We start from the raw sequence: 17,926 nt of genomic DNA on the forward strand, positions 1-17,926 counted from the left end.
CCTTCCTATCCCGATCACCGGCGGTCCGGAGGCCTGGTGCAGGGCGAACGGGCCGATCGCCTATCCCAATCGGAGGCCAAAAGCTTATGAAGAAGTCGCTTCTCCTCGCCGCCGTCGCGACGGTGGCCATCACCGGCGCCGCGCATGCGCAGTCCCGCCAGAACATCCAGGTCGTCGGCTCCTCGACGGTCTTCCCGTTCTCCACCGCCGCGGCGGAGAACTTCGCCCGCGCCGGCCAGTTCCCGGCGCCCGTGGTCGAATCGACCGGCACCGGCGGCGGCATGCAGCTCTTCTGCGGCGGCATCGGCGAGCAGCATCCCGACATCACCGGCGCGTCCCGCGCCATGAAGGCGTCGGAGTTCGAACTGTGCCAGGAAAATGGGGTCACCGACATCACCCAGGTGCTGATCGGCTATGACGGCATCGTCTTCGCCAACTCCGCCTCCGCTGAGCAGCTCGACGTCACCAAGGAGCAGCTCTTCCAGGCGCTGGCGGCTGAGGTCGAGGTCGATGGCGAGATCGTCCCGAACCCGTACGAGACGTGGAGCGAGATCGATCCTTCCCTGCCGGAGACCGAGATCCAGGTGTTCGGCCCGCCCCCGACCTCCGGCACCCGCGATGCGTGGGTCGAGCTGGTGATGGAAGCGGCCTGCGTCGAGTTCCCGGCGATCGCCGCGCTTGAAGAGAGCGACGAGGATCGGTTCGAGGCGGTGTGCGCGACCATCCGCGAGGACGGCAAGTACATCGAATCCGGCGAGAACGACAATCTGATCGTCCAGCGCCTGAGCAACGCGCCGGAAGCCTACGGCATCTTCGGCTTCTCGTTCCTGGACCAGAACCAGGACACCCTCCAGGGGTCCATGGTCGAGGGCGTCGCGCCGACCTTCGACGCCATCGCCGACGGCAGCTACTCCATCTCCCGGCCGCTGTTCTTCTACGTGAAGAACGCCCATGTCGGCGTCATCCCCGGCCTTGCCGAGTTCGTCGCCGAATACACCAGCGAGCGGGCCATGGGGCCTGAGGGCTATCTGGTCGATCGCGGCCTGATCCCGCTGCCGGAGGAAGAGGCGGCGGAACAGCGGTCGATCGCGACGAACCTGACCGCCATGACGGGCGTGCGCGAGTAGGCGTCGCCCCGGATACCAGCGGCCCCGCTTCGGCATTCGCCCGGCGGGGCCGCCACTGCCTGAAGTCTTAGGAAACCGCCCGATGTCGATGTCGACGCTGATGATGGTCCTGCTGGCGCTCAGCATCGCCGGCTTCTTCCTGGGCCGGAGGCGCGCCTTCGCCACCGCCGGCGACAGCGTGCGGTCGCTGCATTCGGTGCCCAACTATCATGGCGCGTTCGTTGCCCTCTGGTGCGGCGTGCCGGCGCTTCTCCTGCTGCTGGTCTGGCAGTTCGGCGAAAGCGCGCTGGTCCGCCAGCTCGTCCTGAGCGGCGTCCCGGCCGAGGCCAAGCAGGCCTTCCCGGTCGATTTCCTCTGGCTCAAGATCGCCAACGCCGCCGCGGGCGCGACGGCGGGAGCCAACGACGCGGTGCTGGAAGCCGCGCAGCGGCTGAACTCCCTCCAGACCCTGTCGGACGCGGCACAGCTCGTGCTCGTCCTCGTGCTGGCGGCGATCGGTCTCTGGTTCGCCCGGCGGCGCATAACCCCCGCGCTCCGCGCCCGCAACGCGGTCGAGACGGCGGTGACGGGGTTCATGATTCTCTGCTCCACCATCGCCATCTTCACGACGCTGGGCATCGTCCTGTCGCTGCTGTTCGAAAGCCTGCGCTTCTTCGACCGCGTGCCGGTGACGGAGTTCCTGTTCGGCCTGCAATGGAGCCCGCAGACGGCGATCCGGCCCGACCAGGTCGGCTCCTCCGGCGCGTTCGGGGCCGTGCCCGTCTTCGCCGGCACGGCGCTCATCAGCCTGATCGCCATGGTCATCGCCGTGCCGCTGGGCCTGCTGTCGGCCATCTTCATGTCCGATTACGCGCCCCGGAAGCTGCGGTCGGTCGCCAAGCCGATGCTGGAGATCCTGGCCGGGGTGCCGACCGTCGTCTACGGCTATTTCGCCGTGCTGACGGTCGCGCCCTTGTTCCGCGATATTGGGGAAAGCGTCGGGCTGGATGTCGCCGCGAACAGCGCGCTGACCGCCGGCCTGATCATGGGCGTCATGATCATCCCCTTCGTCTCCTCCCTGTCCGACGACGTCATCAACGCCGTTCCCCAGTCGCTGCGCGACGGGTCGGCGGCGCTGGGCGCGACCAAGTCGGAGACGATCCGGCAGGTGGTGCTGCCGGCGGCGCTGCCCGGCATCGTCGGCGCGGTGCTGCTGGCGGTCAGCCGGGCGATCGGGGAAACCATGATCGTCGTCATGGCGGCGGGGCTGGCCGCCAACCTGACCGCCAACCCGTTCGAGGCGGTCACGACGGTGACCGTGCAAATCGTCACCAATCTCACCGGCGACCAGGCCTTCGACAGCGCCAAGACCCTGTCTGCCTTCGCGTTGGGCCTGCTGCTCTTCATCATCACGCTGATCCTGAACGTGGTGGCCCTGCGCGTCGTCCAGAAATACCGCGAGAAGTACGATTGATGGCCGAACTTACGACAGACCGTCCCGAAGCGGACGCGCGGCCCGCGACCGGCTACCACCGTTCCGACCGCGCCGCCCGGAGGCTGAAGCAGCGCTACGCCGCCGAACGGCGCTTCAAGCTCTACGGGCTGGGGGCCATCCTGGTCGCCATGGCGATGCTGGCGACCATCCTGGTCACCATCACCTCCCAGGGCTACACCGCCTTCGTCCAGACGCGGGTCGAGCTTGATGTGTTCCTGGACCCGGCGGAGATCGATCCGTCCGGCGAACGCGATCCGGCGGTCCTTTCCGGGGCCAACTACCAGGGTCTGGCCAATCAGGCGCTCTACGATCTGTTCCCGGAGATCACGGGCCGGGATCGCGGCGCCCTGCGCGACATGCTGAGCGCCGGGGTGAATTACGACCTGCGCGACATTGTGGTGGAGAATCCGGACCTGATCGGCCAGACGATCTCCTATGAGGCGCTGCTGTCGTCGGAGATCGACCAGCTTCACAAGGGAGCTATCAATCGCGACCTGCCGCCCGATCGCCTGCCGGTCAGCCAGGAGAAGCTGGACGCATACGACAGCCTGGCCGAACGCGGCCTCATCACATCGACCTTCAACCTGGCCTTCTTCCAGACCGGCGACAGCCGGGACCCCGAGCTGGCGGGCATCTGGGGCGCGGTGATGGGGTCGTTCTACGCGCTGGTCATCTGTGTGGCGATCAGCTTCCCGATCGGAGTCGCCGCAGCGGTCTATCTTGAGGAGTTCGCCCCCAAGAACCGCTGGACCGACCTGATCGAGGTCAACATCAACAATCTGGCCGCCGTGCCGTCGATCGTCTTCGGCCTGCTGGGCCTGGCGGTCTTCCTCCAGGTCTTCGGGCTGCCGCGATCGGCCCCGCTGGTCGGCGGGCTGGTGCTGGCGCTGATGACCCTGCCGGTCATCATCATCGCCGGCCGCGCCTCGCTGAAGGCCGTCCCGCCGTCCATCCGCGAGGCGGCGCTGGGCATGGGGGCGTCGAAGCTTCAGACCGTGACCCATCACGTGCTGCCGCTGGCGACGCCGGGCATCATGACCGGCACGATCATCGGCATGGCCCGCGCGCTGGGCGAGACCGCGCCGCTGCTGATGATCGGCATGGTCGCCTTCATCGTTTCGGTGCCGGACGGGTTCACCGACCCGTCGACCGCGCTGCCCGTGCAGATCTACATCTGGGCCGACAGCCCCGAACGCGGCTTCGTGGAGCGCACGTCGGCCGGGATCATGGTGCTGCTCGGCTTCCTCATCCTGATGAACGGCCTTGCCGTTTGGCTCCGCAAGAAATTCGAACGACGGTGGTAAACCAATGACGGCTCACATGGCGACACAGCGCGACGACACGCCGCCGCGCTCTACCCCCGCACCCAGTCTCAAGATGACCGCGCGGGAGGTGAAGGTCCGGTATGGCGAAAAGGAAGCCCTTCACGGCATCAACATCGACATTCCGGAGAACGAGGTCCTGTCGCTGATCGGCCCTTCGGGCTGCGGCAAGTCCACCTTCCTGCGCTGCCTCAACCGCATGAACGATTCGATCGAGAACGCGGTCGTCACCGGCACGATCACGCTGGACGGAGAGGACATCTACGACCGGCAGCTCGACGTCGTGCAGCTTCGCGCCCGGGTCGGAATGGTCTTCCAGAAGCCCAACCCGTTCCCGAAATCGATCTTCGACAATGTCGCCTACGGCCCCCGCATCCACGGCATGACGACGCGGCGCGACGAGCTGGAAGGGATCGTCCAGCAGTCGCTGGAGAGCGCGGGCCTGTGGAAGGAGGTCAAGGACCGGCTGGCGGAGCCCGGCACCGGCCTGTCCGGCGGCCAGCAGCAGCGCCTGTGCATCGCGCGGGCGATCGCCGTCAATCCGGAGGTGATCCTGATGGATGAGCCGTGCTCCGCGCTGGACCCGATCGCGACGGCGGTGATCGAGGAGCTGATCGACGAGCTGAGGCGCAACTTCACCATCGTCATCGTCACCCACAACATGCAGCAGGCCGCCCGGGTCAGCCAGAAGACCGCCTTCTTCCATCTGGGCGACATGGTCGAGCACAGCCCGACCGAGGAGATCTTCACCAACCCCCGGGACGAACGCACACAGGGCTACATCACCGGCCGCTTCGGCTGACCTCCGCCTACCCTCCGGATCTCCGCCCCCGCAACATCGGAAGCGCAAGCATGGCCAGCGAACACATCGTCAAATCCTTCGAGCAGGAGCTGGAGCAGCTCAAGCGGACCATCCTCCAGATGGGCGGGATCGCCGAAAGCCAGATGGAGACGGCGATCCGCTGCGTCGTCCGGCGCGATGCCGACCTGGCCGCCCAGGTGGTGCGCGGCGACGACCGGCTGGACCGTTACGAGAACGAGATCGACGACGCCACCGTCCGGATGCTGGCGCTGCGCCAGCCGATGGCGGGCGATCTGCGCGAGGTCGTCTCCGCTTTGAAGATCGCGTCGGACCTGGAGCGCATCGGCGACTACGCCGCCAACGTCGCCAAGCGGTCGATCGCCCTCTCCCAGGTGCCCCAGGTGAAGCCGGTGACGGCGATCCCGCGCATGGGAAAGCTGGCGCAGGAGATCATCAAGGACACGCTGGACGCCTATACCGAACGCGACCTGGACAAGGCGCTGGCCGCGTGGGAGCGGGACGAGGAGCTGGACGATCTCTACACCAGCCTGTTCCGGGAAACCCTGACCTACATGATGGAAGATCCCCGGAACATCACGCCCTGCACCCATCTGGTCTTCATCGCGAAGAATATCGAACGGATCGGCGACCATGCGACCAATGTCGCCGAGACGGTCCATTTCCTCATCACCGGCCGCGCGATCCGGGAGGACCGTCCGAAGGGCGACCAGTCCAGCTTCGCCGTCGTCGAGCCCGTGAAGTAAGGAACGCGACATGCGCGCCAGCGTCCAGCCCTTGATCCTGGTGGTCGAGGACGAAACCGACCTCGTCACCCTCCTGACCTACAACCTGGAGAAGGAAGGCTTCCGCACCCGCGCCGCCTATGATGGCGACGAGGGGCTTCTGGCGGCGGCCGAGCAGCGGCCCGACCTGATCCTCCTCGACTGGATGCTGCCGCACAAATCCGGGCTGGAGGTCTGCCGCCAGCTTCGCCGGTCGTCCAAGACCCGGGACGTGCCGATCATCATGCTGACGGCGAGGGGGGAGGAGGGCGACCGCGTGCGCGGGCTGGACAGCGGCGCGGACGACTACATCACCAAGCCCTTCTCCACGACGGAGCTGGTCGCCCGCATGAGGGCGGTGCTGCGCCGGTCCGCCCCGGCGATGGCGCAGGAGAGCCTGGCCTTCGCCGACGTATCGATGGACCTGGCCGCCCACCGCGTCCGCCGCGCCGGCCGCGACGTCCATCTGGGCCCCACCGAATTCCGGCTGCTGCGCCATTTCATGCAGCATCCCGGCCGCGTCTTCTCCCGCGAGCAGCTTCTGGACATCGTCTGGGGCCACGACGTCTATGTCGAGCCCCGGACCGTCGACGTCCATATCCGGCGCCTGCGCAAGGCGCTGAACAATGACGATTCCGACCCCGACGTCATCCGCACCGTCCGCTCCGCCGGCTACGCGCTCGACGCCAACCCGGACTGAACCTCACCCCCACCCCGACCCGCTTCGCAGGGGAGGGAGTCCAATAGCCCCCTCTCCTGCTTGCGGGAGAGGGGGTTGGGGGTGAGGGTGGTTTCGTTGGTTCCCGCCGTCACTCCGGCACGATCGCCGCGCCGTGCCCTGACAGGCTGAGATGAACGGTCGTTCCGGGCGCGGCCGAATCGACCACGTCGCCATCGGTGATGAACAGATCCCCGACCTCCGTCGCGACGAAATATTCCATATGCGTGCCCAGATAGGCCGCGCTCTTCACCGTGGCCGTCAGCCGGTCTGCCGCCGGCTCGCGATGGAGGGCGATGGCCTCCGGCCGCAGCGCGACGGTCACCGCGCCGTCCGGCAAATCCGCCGCCTGAGCCTTCAGCAGCAGGCCGCCGACCCGCACCGCCGGACCGCCCTCGCCCGACCGCTCCACCCGTCCGGGCACCAGATTCGCGTCCCCGATGAAGTCCGCGACGAAGCGGCTGCCCGGCGTTTCGTAGAGGTCGCGCGGGCTGCCTTCCTGGGCGATCCTGCCGTTTTGCATGACCACGATCCGGTCGGAGACGGCCAGAGCCTCCTCCTGGTCATGGGTGACGTAGACGACCGTCAGCGCCAGCCTCTGCTGCAGATCGCGGATGTCCTGCCGCACCTGCCGGCGCAGCTTGGCATCGAGGTTGGAGAGCGGCTCGTCGAACAGCAGCACCTTGGGCTCCAGCACCAGCGCCCGGGCGACCGCGACCCGCTGCTGCTGGCCGCCCGAAAGCTCGCTGGGCAGCCTGTCGTCGTATCCTTCCAGCCCCACCTGGGCGAGCGTCGCCCGCGCCGCCTCATGGGCCTGCCGCCGGGGCGTCCGGCCGACCGTCAGCCCGTAGGCGACGTTGTCCAGCACCGTCATGTGCGGGAAGAGGGCATAGGACTGGAACACCATCGCGATGTCGCGCCGGTCGGCCGCGACCGTGGTCACGTCCTCCCCGCCGATGACGACCCTGCCCGCCGACGGCAGCTCCAGCCCCGCGATCAGCCGCAGCGTCGTCGTCTTGCCGCAGCCGCTAGGCCCCAGCAGCGTGACCAGCGTCCCGGCTTCGATGGTCAGCGAGACGTCGTCGACGGCAACCACGGCCCCGAACCGCTTGGTGACGGCGTCGAGCAGGACGGTTCCGGCGGACGGGTCGACGGTCATGTAAGCACTCCGGCGGTGGCGTCGCGGCGGCCGATCCGGCGGGAGCCGACGACGAGCTGGATCAGGGTAACGATGGCGATCATCAGAACGATCAGCGCCGAGCAATAGGCGATGGCGAGGCCGTACTGCCCGTTCTCCACCCGGCCGATGATGTAGGCGGTCGCCCATTGATACTCCGCGCTGACCAGGAAGATGATCGCGCTGACGGCGGTGACGGCGCTGACGAAGCTGTAGACCAGCGCCGCGACGATAGCCGGACGCAACAGCGGCAGGATGACCCGGCGCAGCGTGGTGAAACTGCCGGCCCCCAGCGTCACCGAGGCTTCATCCAGGCTCTTGTCGATCTGGCTCATCGCCGCCACGCCGGCGCGGATGCCGACCGGCATGTTCCGGGAGATGAAGGACACGATCAGGATCAGCGCCGTCCCGGTGATCTCGATCGGCGGGACGTTGAAGGCCATGATGTAGCTGAGGCCGATGACCGTGCCCGGCGTGGCGAAACTGAGCATGGTCATGAAGTCGAACGCGTTGCGCCCGACGAACCGCCGCCGCGCCAGTATGTAGGCGGTCAGCAGGCCGGTGGCGGCGGTCAGCGGCGCGGCGGCGGCGGAGATCCAGAGGGTCGTCCAGAAAGAATTCCAGGCCCCTCCGGCCAAGACGATCCCGTGTTCGCCGAGGATGATCCCGAAGGCGTCGATGTAGTGGCTCCAGGTCAGCGTATGGTCGCGGCCCCAGATCTCCACGAAGCCGCCGAAGAGGATCGTCCCGTAGATGACTAAGGTCATCGCCACCCAGGGCAGGGTGATCGCATATACCGGCCAGGCGACCGCGCGGGGCAGCAGGTCGTGCCCGCCGGAATCGCCCTTGCCGGTGATGGTCGTGTAGGATTTGCGGCCCAGCCAGTAGCGCTGCGCCCAGAATGCCGTCAGCGTGAAGCTGAGCAGGATGATGCCCAGCACGGCGGCGCGGCCCTGGTCGTATTGCGCGCCGGCGATGGCGAAGAAGATCTGCGTCGACAGCACCTCGAAGCCGCCGCCGATGACGATCGGGTTGCCGAAATCCGCCAGGCTTTCGATGAAGCAGAGCAGGAAGGCGTTGGCGAGGCCCGGCCGTATCAGCGGCAGCGTCACCGTGCGGAAGGTCGTCAGCCGGTTGGCGCGCAGCGTCTTCGCGGCTTCCTCCATGGACGGGCTGACGCCCTCCACCACCCCGATCATCACCAGGAAGGCCATCGGCGTGAAGGCCAGGGTCTGCGAGAACCAGATGCCGGGCAGTCCATAGACCCAGCGCGACCGGGGCAGGTCGAAAAGCTCGCTCACCCATTGGGTGACGGTGCCCGACCGGCCGAACAGCAGGATGATCGCGAGCCCGACCACGAAGGGCGGGGTGACGATCGGCAGTACGGTCAGGAGCCGCACCGACTTCTTCGCCGGAAAGGCGGTGCGCGTGACCAGAAGCGCGAAGGCGAAGCCAAGCGTGGTGCAGGTGAGGCCGCTCAAGCTCGCGAGGAACAGCGAATTCCACGCGATGCCGCAGCGGTTGACCCCGATGATGCAGTCCAGCCGCCAGATGTCCGCGCCCACGGCCCTGGCCAGGAACGCACCCGCCGACAGGCCGTCCTCCCCCCGGAAGGCGGCGACCAGCACATGGCCCAGCGGGAAGAAGATGAAGACGAGGACCAGCCCCATGACCAGCGCGATGGCGCCGATCATGAAGGCGTCGCCCCGCATGATCCCGCGCGCCGCCAGCCCGTGGGAGAGGAAGGCGGCGAAGGCGAGTACCAGCAGCACCGCGCCCCAGCCGAGGCCCGGCTGCCCACCCTCCGCCGCCGCGAATAGGGCAAGGCGCGGGCCCTGATGGTCGATCGAAAGGCCCTGGAAGGTGAGATAGGCGAGTCCGCCAGCCCCGGCGAGGACCAGCAGGGTGGCCGCCGCACGGTCGGCGCGGGGCCGGAGGGCGGCGATGGCGGCCAGCCCGAGCGGCAGGATCAGCGGCCAAAGCCACCACCGCCCATGGAATGCCGCCTGGAACAGCCCCGGCGCGCCCGCCGGATCGTCCAGCAGGGCGGGCCAGAGGAAGGCGAAGAAGCTTTCCTCCAGCGCGTACCAGGGGAGCGCCGCGAAAGCGACGCCCCCCACGGCAAGCCAGAACAGGACAGGTCGATTCATTACACTGAAAACGCTCTCTTGAACCGTCTTCAGTGCGGCAGCGAACCGATCTCTTCGTCCCACTTGGACAGCAGCCGGGTCCGCTCCTCCGAGGACCCATAGGTCTCGAAATCGTAGTCGATCAGCTTGATCGAATCGAGATCCGGGGCCTCCGGCGGGGTTTCGGCGTTGACGTTGGACGGCACCTGGAAGGCGTTGACCGTCGCCGCGATCGACTGGGCCTCCGGCGACAGCGCCCAATCGTACCAGATCTTGGCGTTCTCCAGGTTGGGAGCGCCCTTCACGATGCTCATGGAGCCGATCTCGTAGCCCGTGCCCTCGCAGGGCGCGACCACCTCGATCGGGAATCCTTCCACCGCCTGCTGGACGGCGTCATGCATGAAGACGATGCCGATGCCGGTTTCGCCCCGCGCCGCCGCCTTGATCGGGGCGGAGCCGGACTGGGTGTATTCGTTGACGTTCTCGTTCAGCGCCCGCATGTACTCGAACGCCTCCTCCTCGCCCATCAGCTGGACGAAGGTGGAGAGCGCCGTATAGGCGGTGCCGGACGAGTTCGGATTGGCGATCTGGATCTCGCCGCGATACTGCTCCTCCACCAGGTCCGACCAGCAGGCCGGGGCCTCCAGATCGTTGGCTTCCAGCCATTCGGTGTTGTAGCCGAAGCCCAGCGCGCCGGCATAGATGCCGACCGTGCGGTAACCGCTGGCCTCCGCCTGGGACACCGCCCAGGGCTGAAGCTGCTCCAGCATCGGGGACTGGTATTCCATCGTCAGGCCTTCCTCGGCGGCCTGGAGATGGGGATCGCCCGTTCCGCCCCACCACACGTCGCCGCGCGGGTTGGACGCTTCGGCCAGGAGCTGGGCATAGGTCTCGCCGGAGCTCTTGCGGGTCATGTTGACGGTGATCCCCGTCTCCGCTTCGAACGCCGTGGCCATCGCCTGGCACCATTCCGGCTGCAAGGCGCAATAGAGGGTGAGTTCCCCCGACTGCGCCTCCGCGGCCGCCGCGAAGCCGGCAACGCCAAGGACGGTCAGGGCGCCAAGTGCAAATTTTTGTTTCATGATGTTTCCTCCCATCGGGGAGGATGTAACAAATCTGTCACGAAAGCCATGGTAGATTTGCGGCTCACGCCACCTTGGCCGTCGGGACCTCGTCGTCAAGGCAGGCGAGAAGCCGGTCCAGGGCGGCCGGGCCAGAATCCGTCAGGCGATAGTCCACCAGCCCGTCGGCCATGCCGGCAGTGGCGCGGATCGGGCCGACAAGCCGGGTGATCACCGCGACCGCATCGGCCGAATCGTGCGGATCGCCGTCGCTGTCGCCATGGCCCGGAAGGTCTGGAGCGACGACCCGGTAGCCCGTCGCGACGAGCGGATCGACCAGCGGCGCAAGATCGCCGGCGCCGCCGCCGGGACCGTGGAGGAGGAGAAGCACGGGCCCGCGCCCCCAGCTCCAGACCGCCAGATGTCCCGGCCAGTCCCAGATCGTCAGTTGATGGCGTTCCGACGAGGGTTCCGGCAATGCAATCCTCAAACGAACGTTCGTGCTTTTAAAATTCCTGAAATAGCGAAACATGGCTGTCTTCCCTCTTGAACGTTCAGGAACGGGAGCGGGCGTCTTCCAGCAGGCGGTCGAAGGCCGCACGGAAGAAGCGGTCGGCCTCCCGGTCGCGCAGCAGCCGGCTGGCGAAGGTGTGGCCGTAGATCAGGGCGTTGATCTCGAACGCCACCTGATGGGCGTCCAGATCCGGACGAAACTGTCCTTCGGTGATCCCGCCCTCGACGATCCGGGCTATGGACTCCAGGAACTGGCGGCGCATGTCCGCCAGATAGTCCCTGAGCGGCCCCGGCACGTCGTCCAGCTCCAGCGATGCGGCCAGCAGCGGGCATCCGCCCGGCCGTTCGGGATCGTCGTTCCAGATAAGCCAGAGATCGATCAACGCCCGCAGGCGCGGCTCGCCGCGCGGGCGCTTGAGCGCCGGCCGCAGCACCATCTCCCTGAACCGCTCAACGGATATTTCCAGAACCTGCTTCTGCAAGGCTTCCTTGGAGCCGAAATGCGCGAACAGCCCGCTCTTGGACAGGCTCATCCGGCCGGCCAGATCGCCGATGCTGATCGCCTCCAGCCCGCGGACGCTCGCCAGGTCGATCGCCTGGTCCAGAATCGCCGCGCGTGTCCGTTCGCCCTTGCCCATGAAGAGAAATTAAACGAACGATCGTACTATTTCAAGCAATCTTCGCCGCAAGGTCGACGATGACCCGCACCAGCCCCGGATCGTCGGGATCCTCTCGCCGCTGGAAGCCCAGCTCGTCCGCCATGCGCAGCATGGTCGCGTTCTCGCGCAGAACCTCGCCATAGAGCCGCCGCAGCCCGTGATTCCGGGCGTAGGCGATGATCTCCCTCATCAGCAGATAGCCCAGCCCCTGGCCCTTGAGGTCCGACCGGACCATCACGGCGTATTCCGCCTCGTCCGCCGCCGGGCCGATGGCGAAGCGTCCGACGGCCAATATGGCGTTGCGTCCATCCTCCGGGGCCTCGACCACGAGCGCCATGCCGTTCGCGGGATCGACCCTCGACAGCCGTTCGGCCGCCTCTTCCGTCAGGCTGCGGATCGGCGCGAAGAAGCGCAGCCTTATATCCTCCGGCGCGGACCGGTCGATCATGTCGCGAAGCAGCGGCCCGTCGGCGGGATCGATCGGGCGCAGATGGAAGATCCGCCCGTCGCGAAGGCTGATGTCGCGCGGTCGGAAGGATCGCCGGTCCGTCATCCTTCCAGCCTCCCAGAATGGCCGTCCGGGCGAAAGTCCGATCAGCCGTCCCGCCGGCGCTTGAGAAGGACATAGAGCGCGCCCGAGCCGCCATCCTTCGGCTGGGCCGGCTGGAAGGCGAGGATCTTGTCGCGCAGCGGCGCATCGTTCAGCCATCGGGGGACGGCGGATTTCAACACGCCGCTTCTTTCGCCGTAGAGCCCCTTGCCGGTGATGACCAGCACGGCGCGCCGGCCCATCCGGTGGCTGGCCAGCACGAAGCCGGTCAGCGCATCATGGGCCACGGCCTGGCTCATGCCGTGCAGGTCTAGCCTTCCGTCAATATCCATGCGTCCCCGCCTCAGCCGATCCGCCGACCGGCGATCGAGCCCGGGCGTCTTTCCGGGCGCGAGCGGCGGCAAGGGCGGTTTGGGCGCGGGCAGCGGGGCCGCCTTGATCGCCTCTTTCAGCCGCCGCGCCGGCTCATCGGCGGGCGCGGCCGGCGGCGGCACGTCCTCGGGCACGGGATTGTCCGGGCGCAGCGGCGTCACGCCCTGCATGACGGCGCGCCACAGCCGCTTTTCGTCGGCGGTCGGTTTCCGGGATCGGGACATGGACAGGCGGGCTCAGGTTTCCGGCTCGCCGACCAGGATGATGTGCAGGCGGCGCGGGCCGTGCGCGCCCAGTTGGATCTTCTGTTCGATGTCGCCGGTTCGCGAAGGACCGGTGACGAAGTTGACAGTGCGCGGCATCGGCCCTTCGGCGCGCAGCCGGTCCCAGGCGTCCTCATAGGGCCCGACGATCTGATCGGCCCGCAGGATGACGATATGGTTGTCGGGCAGGAAATTCAGCGTCGTCGGACTGCCGGGGCCGGACGCCAGCATCAACGTCCCGGTCTCCGCGATGCCGGCGACCGCGCCCGTGACGCTCGACAGGTCGGATTCCTCCGCCTTGCCCCTGGCGACCGTCAGTGTCGGCCGTTTCGCCCACGGAACGGCGTCGAGCGCCGCATCGGGAGCGACCCTTACCGCCGCCGGCAGATTGTGGCCGGCCAGATAGTTCGCGACCGCGTCCGGGGCACCGTCCAGTGATGCAACACGGATAACGGTCGCGTTCACCTCCTCCGCCATCCTGACGAACAGCGCGACCCGCGCGGCCGGGTCGATATCGGTGCGGGCGGGGATCAGGTTGCGGGAATGCCGGGCCAACCGGTCCGCCGCACCGCTTTCCCCCTGCCGATCACGTCCCGCCGCGCGGCGGACGGAAGCCAGGATCTGCGACCGGGAATCGACGCTGCCGCTCATGGCCTGTCGCCCTTCCGGTCGGCGTAGAGCTGCTGAAAGGTTCGCCCCTCCGGCGCCGGCAGGTCCCGCCAGTCCGTCCAGCCCCCGGCGAGCGGCATCCTGCGGAACCGCCCCTTCCGGCCGCCCAGCCGGCCCAACAGTCGGGCCGCAAGGTCCACGCCCAGCCTGTAGAGCCGGGGGCGGCGCGCCGCGAAGGCCCACAGCCTGATGCCGTAGCGCGCGGCGGCGGGGGATAGATTCCTCCGGAACTCCTCCTCTCGCCAATGGCGCATGATTTTCGGCAGCGGGATGCGCATCGGGCACACCTCCTCGCACTTCCCGCAGAAGGTAGAGGCGTTGGGCAGGTCGTGGGCTTCCTCCAGGCCGATCAGCCCCGGCCCCAGCGCCGCGCCGATCGGCCCCGGAACCACCCAGCCATAGGCGTGGCCGCCGATGGCGGCATAGACCGGGCAATGGTTCATGCAGGCCCCGCAGCGGATGCAGCGAAGCGCCTCCTCGGCCTCCGTGCCCAGGAGCGCCGACCGGCCATTGTCGACGATGACGACATGGAATTCGTCCGGCCCGTCCAGATCGCCCGGCCGCTTCGGCCCGGTGGAGAAGGTCGTGTAGGCGCTGAATTCCTGCCCGGTCGCGGAGCGCGCCAGCAGCCGCAGGATGGTCGACGCATCCTCCAGCGTCGGCACGATCTTCTCCAGCGACGTGACGACGACATGGATCTTCGGCAGGTTCTGCGTCAGGTCGCCATTGCCTTCGTTGGTCACGATGACGGTCGACCCCGTCTCCGCTACCAGGAAATTGGCGCCCGTGATGCCGACATCGGCGGAAAGGAATTTCTGCCGCAGGACGGCGCGCGCCTCGTCCGTCAGGGCGCGCGGTTCCTCCAGCGAACGGGCGGGATCGAATCCTTCATGGTGCTGAAAGAAGCTCTCCGCCACCTGTTCCTTGGTCAGATGGATGGCCGGCGCGATGATGTGGCTGGGCAATTCCTTGCGGAGCTGGATGATGTATTCACCCAGATCCGTCTCGATCGGCGTCAGCCCCTTGGCCTCCAGATAGTCGTTGAGGCCGATTTCCTCGGTGACCATGGATTTGCCCTTGGTCACCGTCCGGGCGCCGGCGCGGCGGCAGATATCGTGGACGGCCTCCCGCGCCTCGGCCGCCGTGCGGGCCCAATGGACGTGGCCGCCATTGGCGACGACCTTGCCCTCGAACGCCTCCAGATAGGTATCGAGGTTTCGCAGCACGTCGTCCTTGATGCGCTTGCCCTCGTCGCGCAGCCTTTCCCATTCCGGCAGCTTGCCGATGGTCTGGGCGCGCTTGTCCTGGAATCCCGCCTTCATGCTGCCCAGCGCCTTGCGGAGCTGCGCGTCGCCCAGCGCCGAACGGGCGTTCTCCTTGAAGGCGTGGCTGGTGGGCTGCATCAGCGCGGCTCCCCGACGCCGATCGCCGGCCCGTCCGTCAGCCCGGCCAGCACCTCGGCGACGTGCCGGACCTCGACCTCCGACTCCAACCGCTTCAGCTTGCCCGCCATGTTCATCAGGCAGCCCAGATCGCCCGCCAGCAGCGCATCGGCGCCGGTGTCGGCGATCGCCTGCGCCTTGTCGGCGACCATGCGGTTGGAAATCTCCGGATATTTCACGCAGAAGGTCCCGCCGAACCCGCAGCACGTTTCCGCGCCCGGCAGTTCCTTGAGCCGGACGCCTTCCACGCTCTTGAGAAGCGCGCGGGGCTGGGCCTTCACCCCCAGTTCCCGCAGGCCGGAGCAGCTGTCGTGATAAGTCACCGTCCGGTCGAAGCCGGGCGCGTCGACGCGCCGCACCCCCATCACGTCGGCCAGGAAGGAGATCAGCTCATGGGTCCGGCCGGCGAGGTCCCCGGCGCGGGCGGCCCAGCGCGGATCGTCCGCCAGCAGATCGGGATAATGTTTGCGGATCATCCCGGCGCAGGAGCCCGAGGGCGCGACGACATAATCGACGCCTTCGAAGGCTTCGACGACGTTCCGGGCGATGGCGACGGTGTCGGCCCGGTCGCCGCTGTTGTAGGCGGGCTGGCCGCAGCAGGTCTGGGCCTGCGGAACCTCAACGACGCAGCCGGCATCCTCCAGCAGCTTCAGCGCGGAGAAGCCGACGGTCGGCCGGAAGAGATCGACGAGGCAGGTCACGAACAGCCCGACGCGAGGCGGCGCGCCATCGCGGGCGGGGACTTCCGTCATGGCGTTGATATCCCGCTGCTTTCGGGACGGCGGGACACATCCCGAAGCCCCTGGAATCCGAGCATCAGAATGGCTGGTATTACCAATGCTGGCAAGGGGAGGGGCCGGACCGGAAGCGGATCAGGGCTCGCCCGGCGTGCCCGTCTCCACCAGCGTCCAGTTCGGATCGGAGGAGCGCGTGTTGCGGGCGAAGGTCCAGATGTCCGTCACATCCAGAACCCGTTCCGGATCGCCGTCGACCACCGCGCCATCGGCGTCGCGCGTGACGTTGACCTGGCTGGAGACGAACCGGACGGTGACGAAGGCGGTCCTGCCTTCGACGCGGCCGTCCACGACCTCGGCGCTCTTGATCTGCTCGATCGTGGTTTCCAGCTTCTCCTCCTCCGCGATCCGGGTGCGGATGGCGCTGGAGAATTCGTCGTAGAGATCGTCGCTCAGCAGCGGCCGCAGCGACGCCGTGTCGCCCTGGGCGAACGCTTCCACGACCATCCCGAACGCCGCCTGCGCGCCGCCCACGAAGCTGCGCGGGTCGAAGCTGGGATCGGCGATCTTCACCTGGGTCAGGCCGTGGTCCTGACCGGCGGTCGCCGGGTCCGGCGGGGGCGGCGGGCCGTTGCGCTCCGGCAGGTTCACGACATTGTCGTTGCCCGACCCTTCCGCGTCGCGACGGGAGGAATAGGGGTTCGGTCGCTGCTGCTCATTCCCCGTCCGCCGGCCCAGGACGCTCCTCAGCCGGAAAATCAGGAAAGCCGCGATCATCGCGAGGAGAAGGATATCGATGAAGTACAAGCCGTCGCCCATGAGTCGCTCAAGCGCCGCCTGGCGCAATTAGGGTTTTCCTGGACCTCGGAGGGCCGACACACTACGTGACAGCGATGGCGCGGCCGCCCTCTTCGCTCGGCGCCGCCTTCTGTATCGTTACCGACGGCGTTCTATCGTGACAGATAGGCCGTCAAGCCTGAAACGGCAAGGAAAACTCATGGCTTTGGTGCTGCTCGCGCTGATCCTCGTCCCGATCGCGGAGATCGCGGTCTTCATCCAGGTGGGCGGGCTCATCGGCCTTGGCCCCACCCTTCTCTGCATCGTGCTCAGCGCCGTGCTGGGCCTCTGGCTGCTCAGGCGGCAGGGGCTGAAGACCGTGCGCGACGCCCAGGCGAGCCTCAACCGCAACGAGGCGCCGGTCCGGGAGCTGGTGGACGGCGTCTGCCTGTTCTTCGCCGGCGCCTTCCTGCTGACGCCGGGCTTCATCACCGACGCGATCGGCTTCCTTCTCATGATCCCCCCGGTTCGCCATTGGGCGGGGGCGGCGGTGATACGCTATTTCCGGAAGCACGGCAGGATGACGATCGTGACGCCCGGCGGCCCCCCGCGATCCCCCGGCCGTCCCGATGTGATCGATGGCGACTATCAGGAGGTGGACGATTCCGATGGCGACCTGCCGCCGGCGAAGGAATCCCGCTGGCGGCCCGACAGCCGCCCCTAGAACCAGCCGGGACCCGCGGTTGTCGCCGTCCTCCGATCCGTGCTAGCCAAGCGCCTTCTTTTTCCAGTGCCTCAGGAGCCCGCCCATGACCGACGAAACCCCCAAGACCGACAATGGCGCACAGCCGCCCGCAGGCGCGGCGGCCCCGAAATCGGGCGCTGTGCCGATCCAGATCTCCGCGCAGTACGTCAAGGATCTGTCGTTCGAGAACCCGAACGCGCCGCAGAGCCTGATGGGCGGCCAGACCTCCCCGCAGGTGGCGGTCAATGTCGATGTCCGGACCAACCAGATCTCCGACACCACCTATGAGGTGGTGCTGAACATCAAGGGCGACGCGAAGGCCGGCGACCGTCAGGCCTTCATCGTGGAGCTGTCCTATGGCGGCATCGTCACGCTCGCCAACGTGGCGAAGGAGCACACCGCGCCGCTGCTGCTGATCGAGGTGCCGCGCCTCTTGTTCCCGTTCGCCCGCTCGGTCATCGCCGAGGCGACGCGCAATGGCGGGTTCCCGCCGATGCTGGTCCAGCCGATCGATTTCGCCGATCTCTTCCGCCGCCAGCTCCAGGCCCTGAAGGCCAAGCAGCAGGGTCAGGCGGCCGCGCCGCCGGCCAACGCCCCGGTGAACTGAGCG

The 17,926-nt window shown here is 67.6% G+C and carries 19 protein-coding genes; 8 read left to right on the top strand and 11 right to left on the bottom strand.

The window, feature by feature from the left end; all coding sequences use genetic code 11:
* Positions 1 to 86 precede the first annotated feature (86 nt).
* The 6 genes from AAFN89_RS16985 to phoB all read left to right on the top strand — a co-directional run bounded on the left by AAFN89_RS16985 (position 87) and on the right by phoB (position 6,207).
* Positions 87 to 1,127, top strand: coding sequence for a substrate-binding domain-containing protein (locus AAFN89_RS16985; RefSeq protein WP_347540400.1), 1,041 nt, complete (start codon positions 87 to 89; stop codon positions 1,125 to 1,127).
* Positions 1,128 to 1,209: 82 nt separating this feature from the next.
* Positions 1,210 to 2,580, top strand: coding sequence for a phosphate ABC transporter permease subunit PstC (gene pstC, locus AAFN89_RS16990; protein WP_347540401.1), 1,371 nt, complete (start codon positions 1,210 to 1,212; stop codon positions 2,578 to 2,580).
* Positions 2,580 to 3,905 carry a phosphate ABC transporter permease PstA gene (gene pstA, locus AAFN89_RS16995; protein ID WP_347540402.1) on the top strand — a complete coding sequence of 442 codons (1,326 nt, stop codon included), beginning with the start codon at positions 2,580 to 2,582 and terminating at the stop codon, positions 3,903 to 3,905. The genes pstC and pstA overlap by 1 nt, the downstream gene beginning before the upstream one ends.
* Before the next feature lie 16 nt (positions 3,906 to 3,921).
* Positions 3,922 to 4,725: a phosphate ABC transporter ATP-binding protein PstB gene (pstB, locus tag AAFN89_RS17000; protein ID WP_347540403.1), complete on the top strand. Its 804-nt coding sequence runs from the start codon at positions 3,922 to 3,924 to the stop codon at positions 4,723 to 4,725.
* 50 nt (positions 4,726 to 4,775) lie between these two features.
* Complete coding sequence (gene phoU, locus AAFN89_RS17005; RefSeq protein WP_347540404.1) at positions 4,776 to 5,489, top strand: phosphate signaling complex protein PhoU; 714 nt, start codon at positions 4,776 to 4,778, stop codon at positions 5,487 to 5,489.
* Positions 5,490 to 5,499: 10 nt separating this feature from the next.
* Positions 5,500 to 6,207 (top strand): phosphate regulon transcriptional regulator PhoB, encoded by a 708-nt coding sequence (gene phoB / locus AAFN89_RS17010; RefSeq protein WP_347540405.1) that lies wholly within the window; start codon positions 5,500 to 5,502, stop codon positions 6,205 to 6,207.
* 109 nt (positions 6,208 to 6,316) lie between these two features.
* On the opposite strand, the gene AAFN89_RS17015 is transcribed toward phoB, so the two are convergent.
* From AAFN89_RS17015 to AAFN89_RS17065, 11 genes are all read right to left on the bottom strand, one after another.
* Complete coding sequence (locus tag AAFN89_RS17015) at positions 6,317 to 7,384, bottom strand: ABC transporter ATP-binding protein (RefSeq protein ID WP_347540406.1); 1,068 nt, start codon at positions 7,382 to 7,384, stop codon at positions 6,317 to 6,319.
* Positions 7,381 to 9,552 carry an iron ABC transporter permease gene (locus AAFN89_RS17020; RefSeq protein ID WP_347540407.1) on the bottom strand — a complete coding sequence of 724 codons (2,172 nt, stop codon included), beginning with the start codon at positions 9,550 to 9,552 and terminating at the stop codon, positions 7,381 to 7,383. Before AAFN89_RS17020 ends, AAFN89_RS17015 begins: the two co-directional genes overlap by 4 nt.
* A gap of 29 nt (positions 9,553 to 9,581) precedes the next feature.
* On the bottom strand, positions 9,582 to 10,613 hold the full coding sequence (locus AAFN89_RS17025; protein ID WP_347540408.1) for an ABC transporter substrate-binding protein: 1,032 nt from the start codon (positions 10,611 to 10,613) through the stop codon (positions 9,582 to 9,584).
* Between the two features lie 64 nt (positions 10,614 to 10,677).
* Complete coding sequence (locus AAFN89_RS17030) at positions 10,678 to 11,070, bottom strand: alpha/beta fold hydrolase (RefSeq protein ID WP_347540409.1); 393 nt, start codon at positions 11,068 to 11,070, stop codon at positions 10,678 to 10,680.
* A gap of 76 nt (positions 11,071 to 11,146) precedes the next feature.
* Positions 11,147 to 11,743, bottom strand: coding sequence for a TetR/AcrR family transcriptional regulator (locus AAFN89_RS17035; protein ID WP_347540410.1), 597 nt, complete (start codon positions 11,741 to 11,743; stop codon positions 11,147 to 11,149).
* A gap of 31 nt (positions 11,744 to 11,774) precedes the next feature.
* Complete coding sequence (locus AAFN89_RS17040) at positions 11,775 to 12,317, bottom strand: GNAT family N-acetyltransferase (protein WP_347540411.1); 543 nt, start codon at positions 12,315 to 12,317, stop codon at positions 11,775 to 11,777.
* Between the two features lie 41 nt (positions 12,318 to 12,358).
* Positions 12,359 to 12,910 (bottom strand): Smr/MutS family protein, encoded by a 552-nt coding sequence (locus tag AAFN89_RS17045; RefSeq protein ID WP_347540412.1) that lies wholly within the window; start codon positions 12,908 to 12,910, stop codon positions 12,359 to 12,361.
* A 12-nt stretch (positions 12,911 to 12,922) separates the two neighbouring features.
* Positions 12,923 to 13,600, bottom strand: a complete 678-nt coding sequence (locus AAFN89_RS17050; RefSeq protein ID WP_347540413.1) for a lactate utilization protein — start codon at positions 13,598 to 13,600, stop codon at positions 12,923 to 12,925.
* Positions 13,597 to 15,021 carry a LutB/LldF family L-lactate oxidation iron-sulfur protein gene (locus AAFN89_RS17055; RefSeq protein ID WP_347540414.1) on the bottom strand — a complete coding sequence of 475 codons (1,425 nt, stop codon included), beginning with the start codon at positions 15,019 to 15,021 and terminating at the stop codon, positions 13,597 to 13,599. The genes AAFN89_RS17050 and AAFN89_RS17055 overlap by 4 nt, the downstream gene beginning before the upstream one ends.
* Positions 15,021 to 15,812 (bottom strand): (Fe-S)-binding protein, encoded by a 792-nt coding sequence (locus AAFN89_RS17060; RefSeq protein ID WP_347540415.1) that lies wholly within the window; start codon positions 15,810 to 15,812, stop codon positions 15,021 to 15,023. The genes AAFN89_RS17055 and AAFN89_RS17060 overlap by 1 nt, the downstream gene beginning before the upstream one ends.
* Positions 15,813 to 15,932: 120 nt before the next feature.
* Positions 15,933 to 16,613, bottom strand: a complete 681-nt coding sequence (locus AAFN89_RS17065) for a Tim44/TimA family putative adaptor protein (protein WP_347540416.1) — start codon at positions 16,611 to 16,613, stop codon at positions 15,933 to 15,935.
* A gap of 178 nt (positions 16,614 to 16,791) precedes the next feature.
* Between AAFN89_RS17065 and AAFN89_RS17070 the strand changes: the two genes are divergently transcribed.
* Positions 16,792 to 17,295, top strand: a complete 504-nt coding sequence (locus AAFN89_RS17070; protein WP_347540417.1) for an FxsA family protein — start codon at positions 16,792 to 16,794, stop codon at positions 17,293 to 17,295.
* An 85-nt stretch (positions 17,296 to 17,380) separates the two neighbouring features.
* Positions 17,381 to 17,923, top strand: a complete 543-nt coding sequence (secB, locus tag AAFN89_RS17075) for a protein-export chaperone SecB (protein WP_347540418.1) — start codon at positions 17,381 to 17,383, stop codon at positions 17,921 to 17,923.
* Positions 17,924 to 17,926 lie beyond the last annotated feature (3 nt).

This window comes from Inquilinus sp. CAU 1745 (assembly GCF_039839375.1).
In the GTDB taxonomy this organism is placed as follows: domain Bacteria; phylum Pseudomonadota; class Alphaproteobacteria; order DSM-16000; family Inquilinaceae; genus JBDOQU01.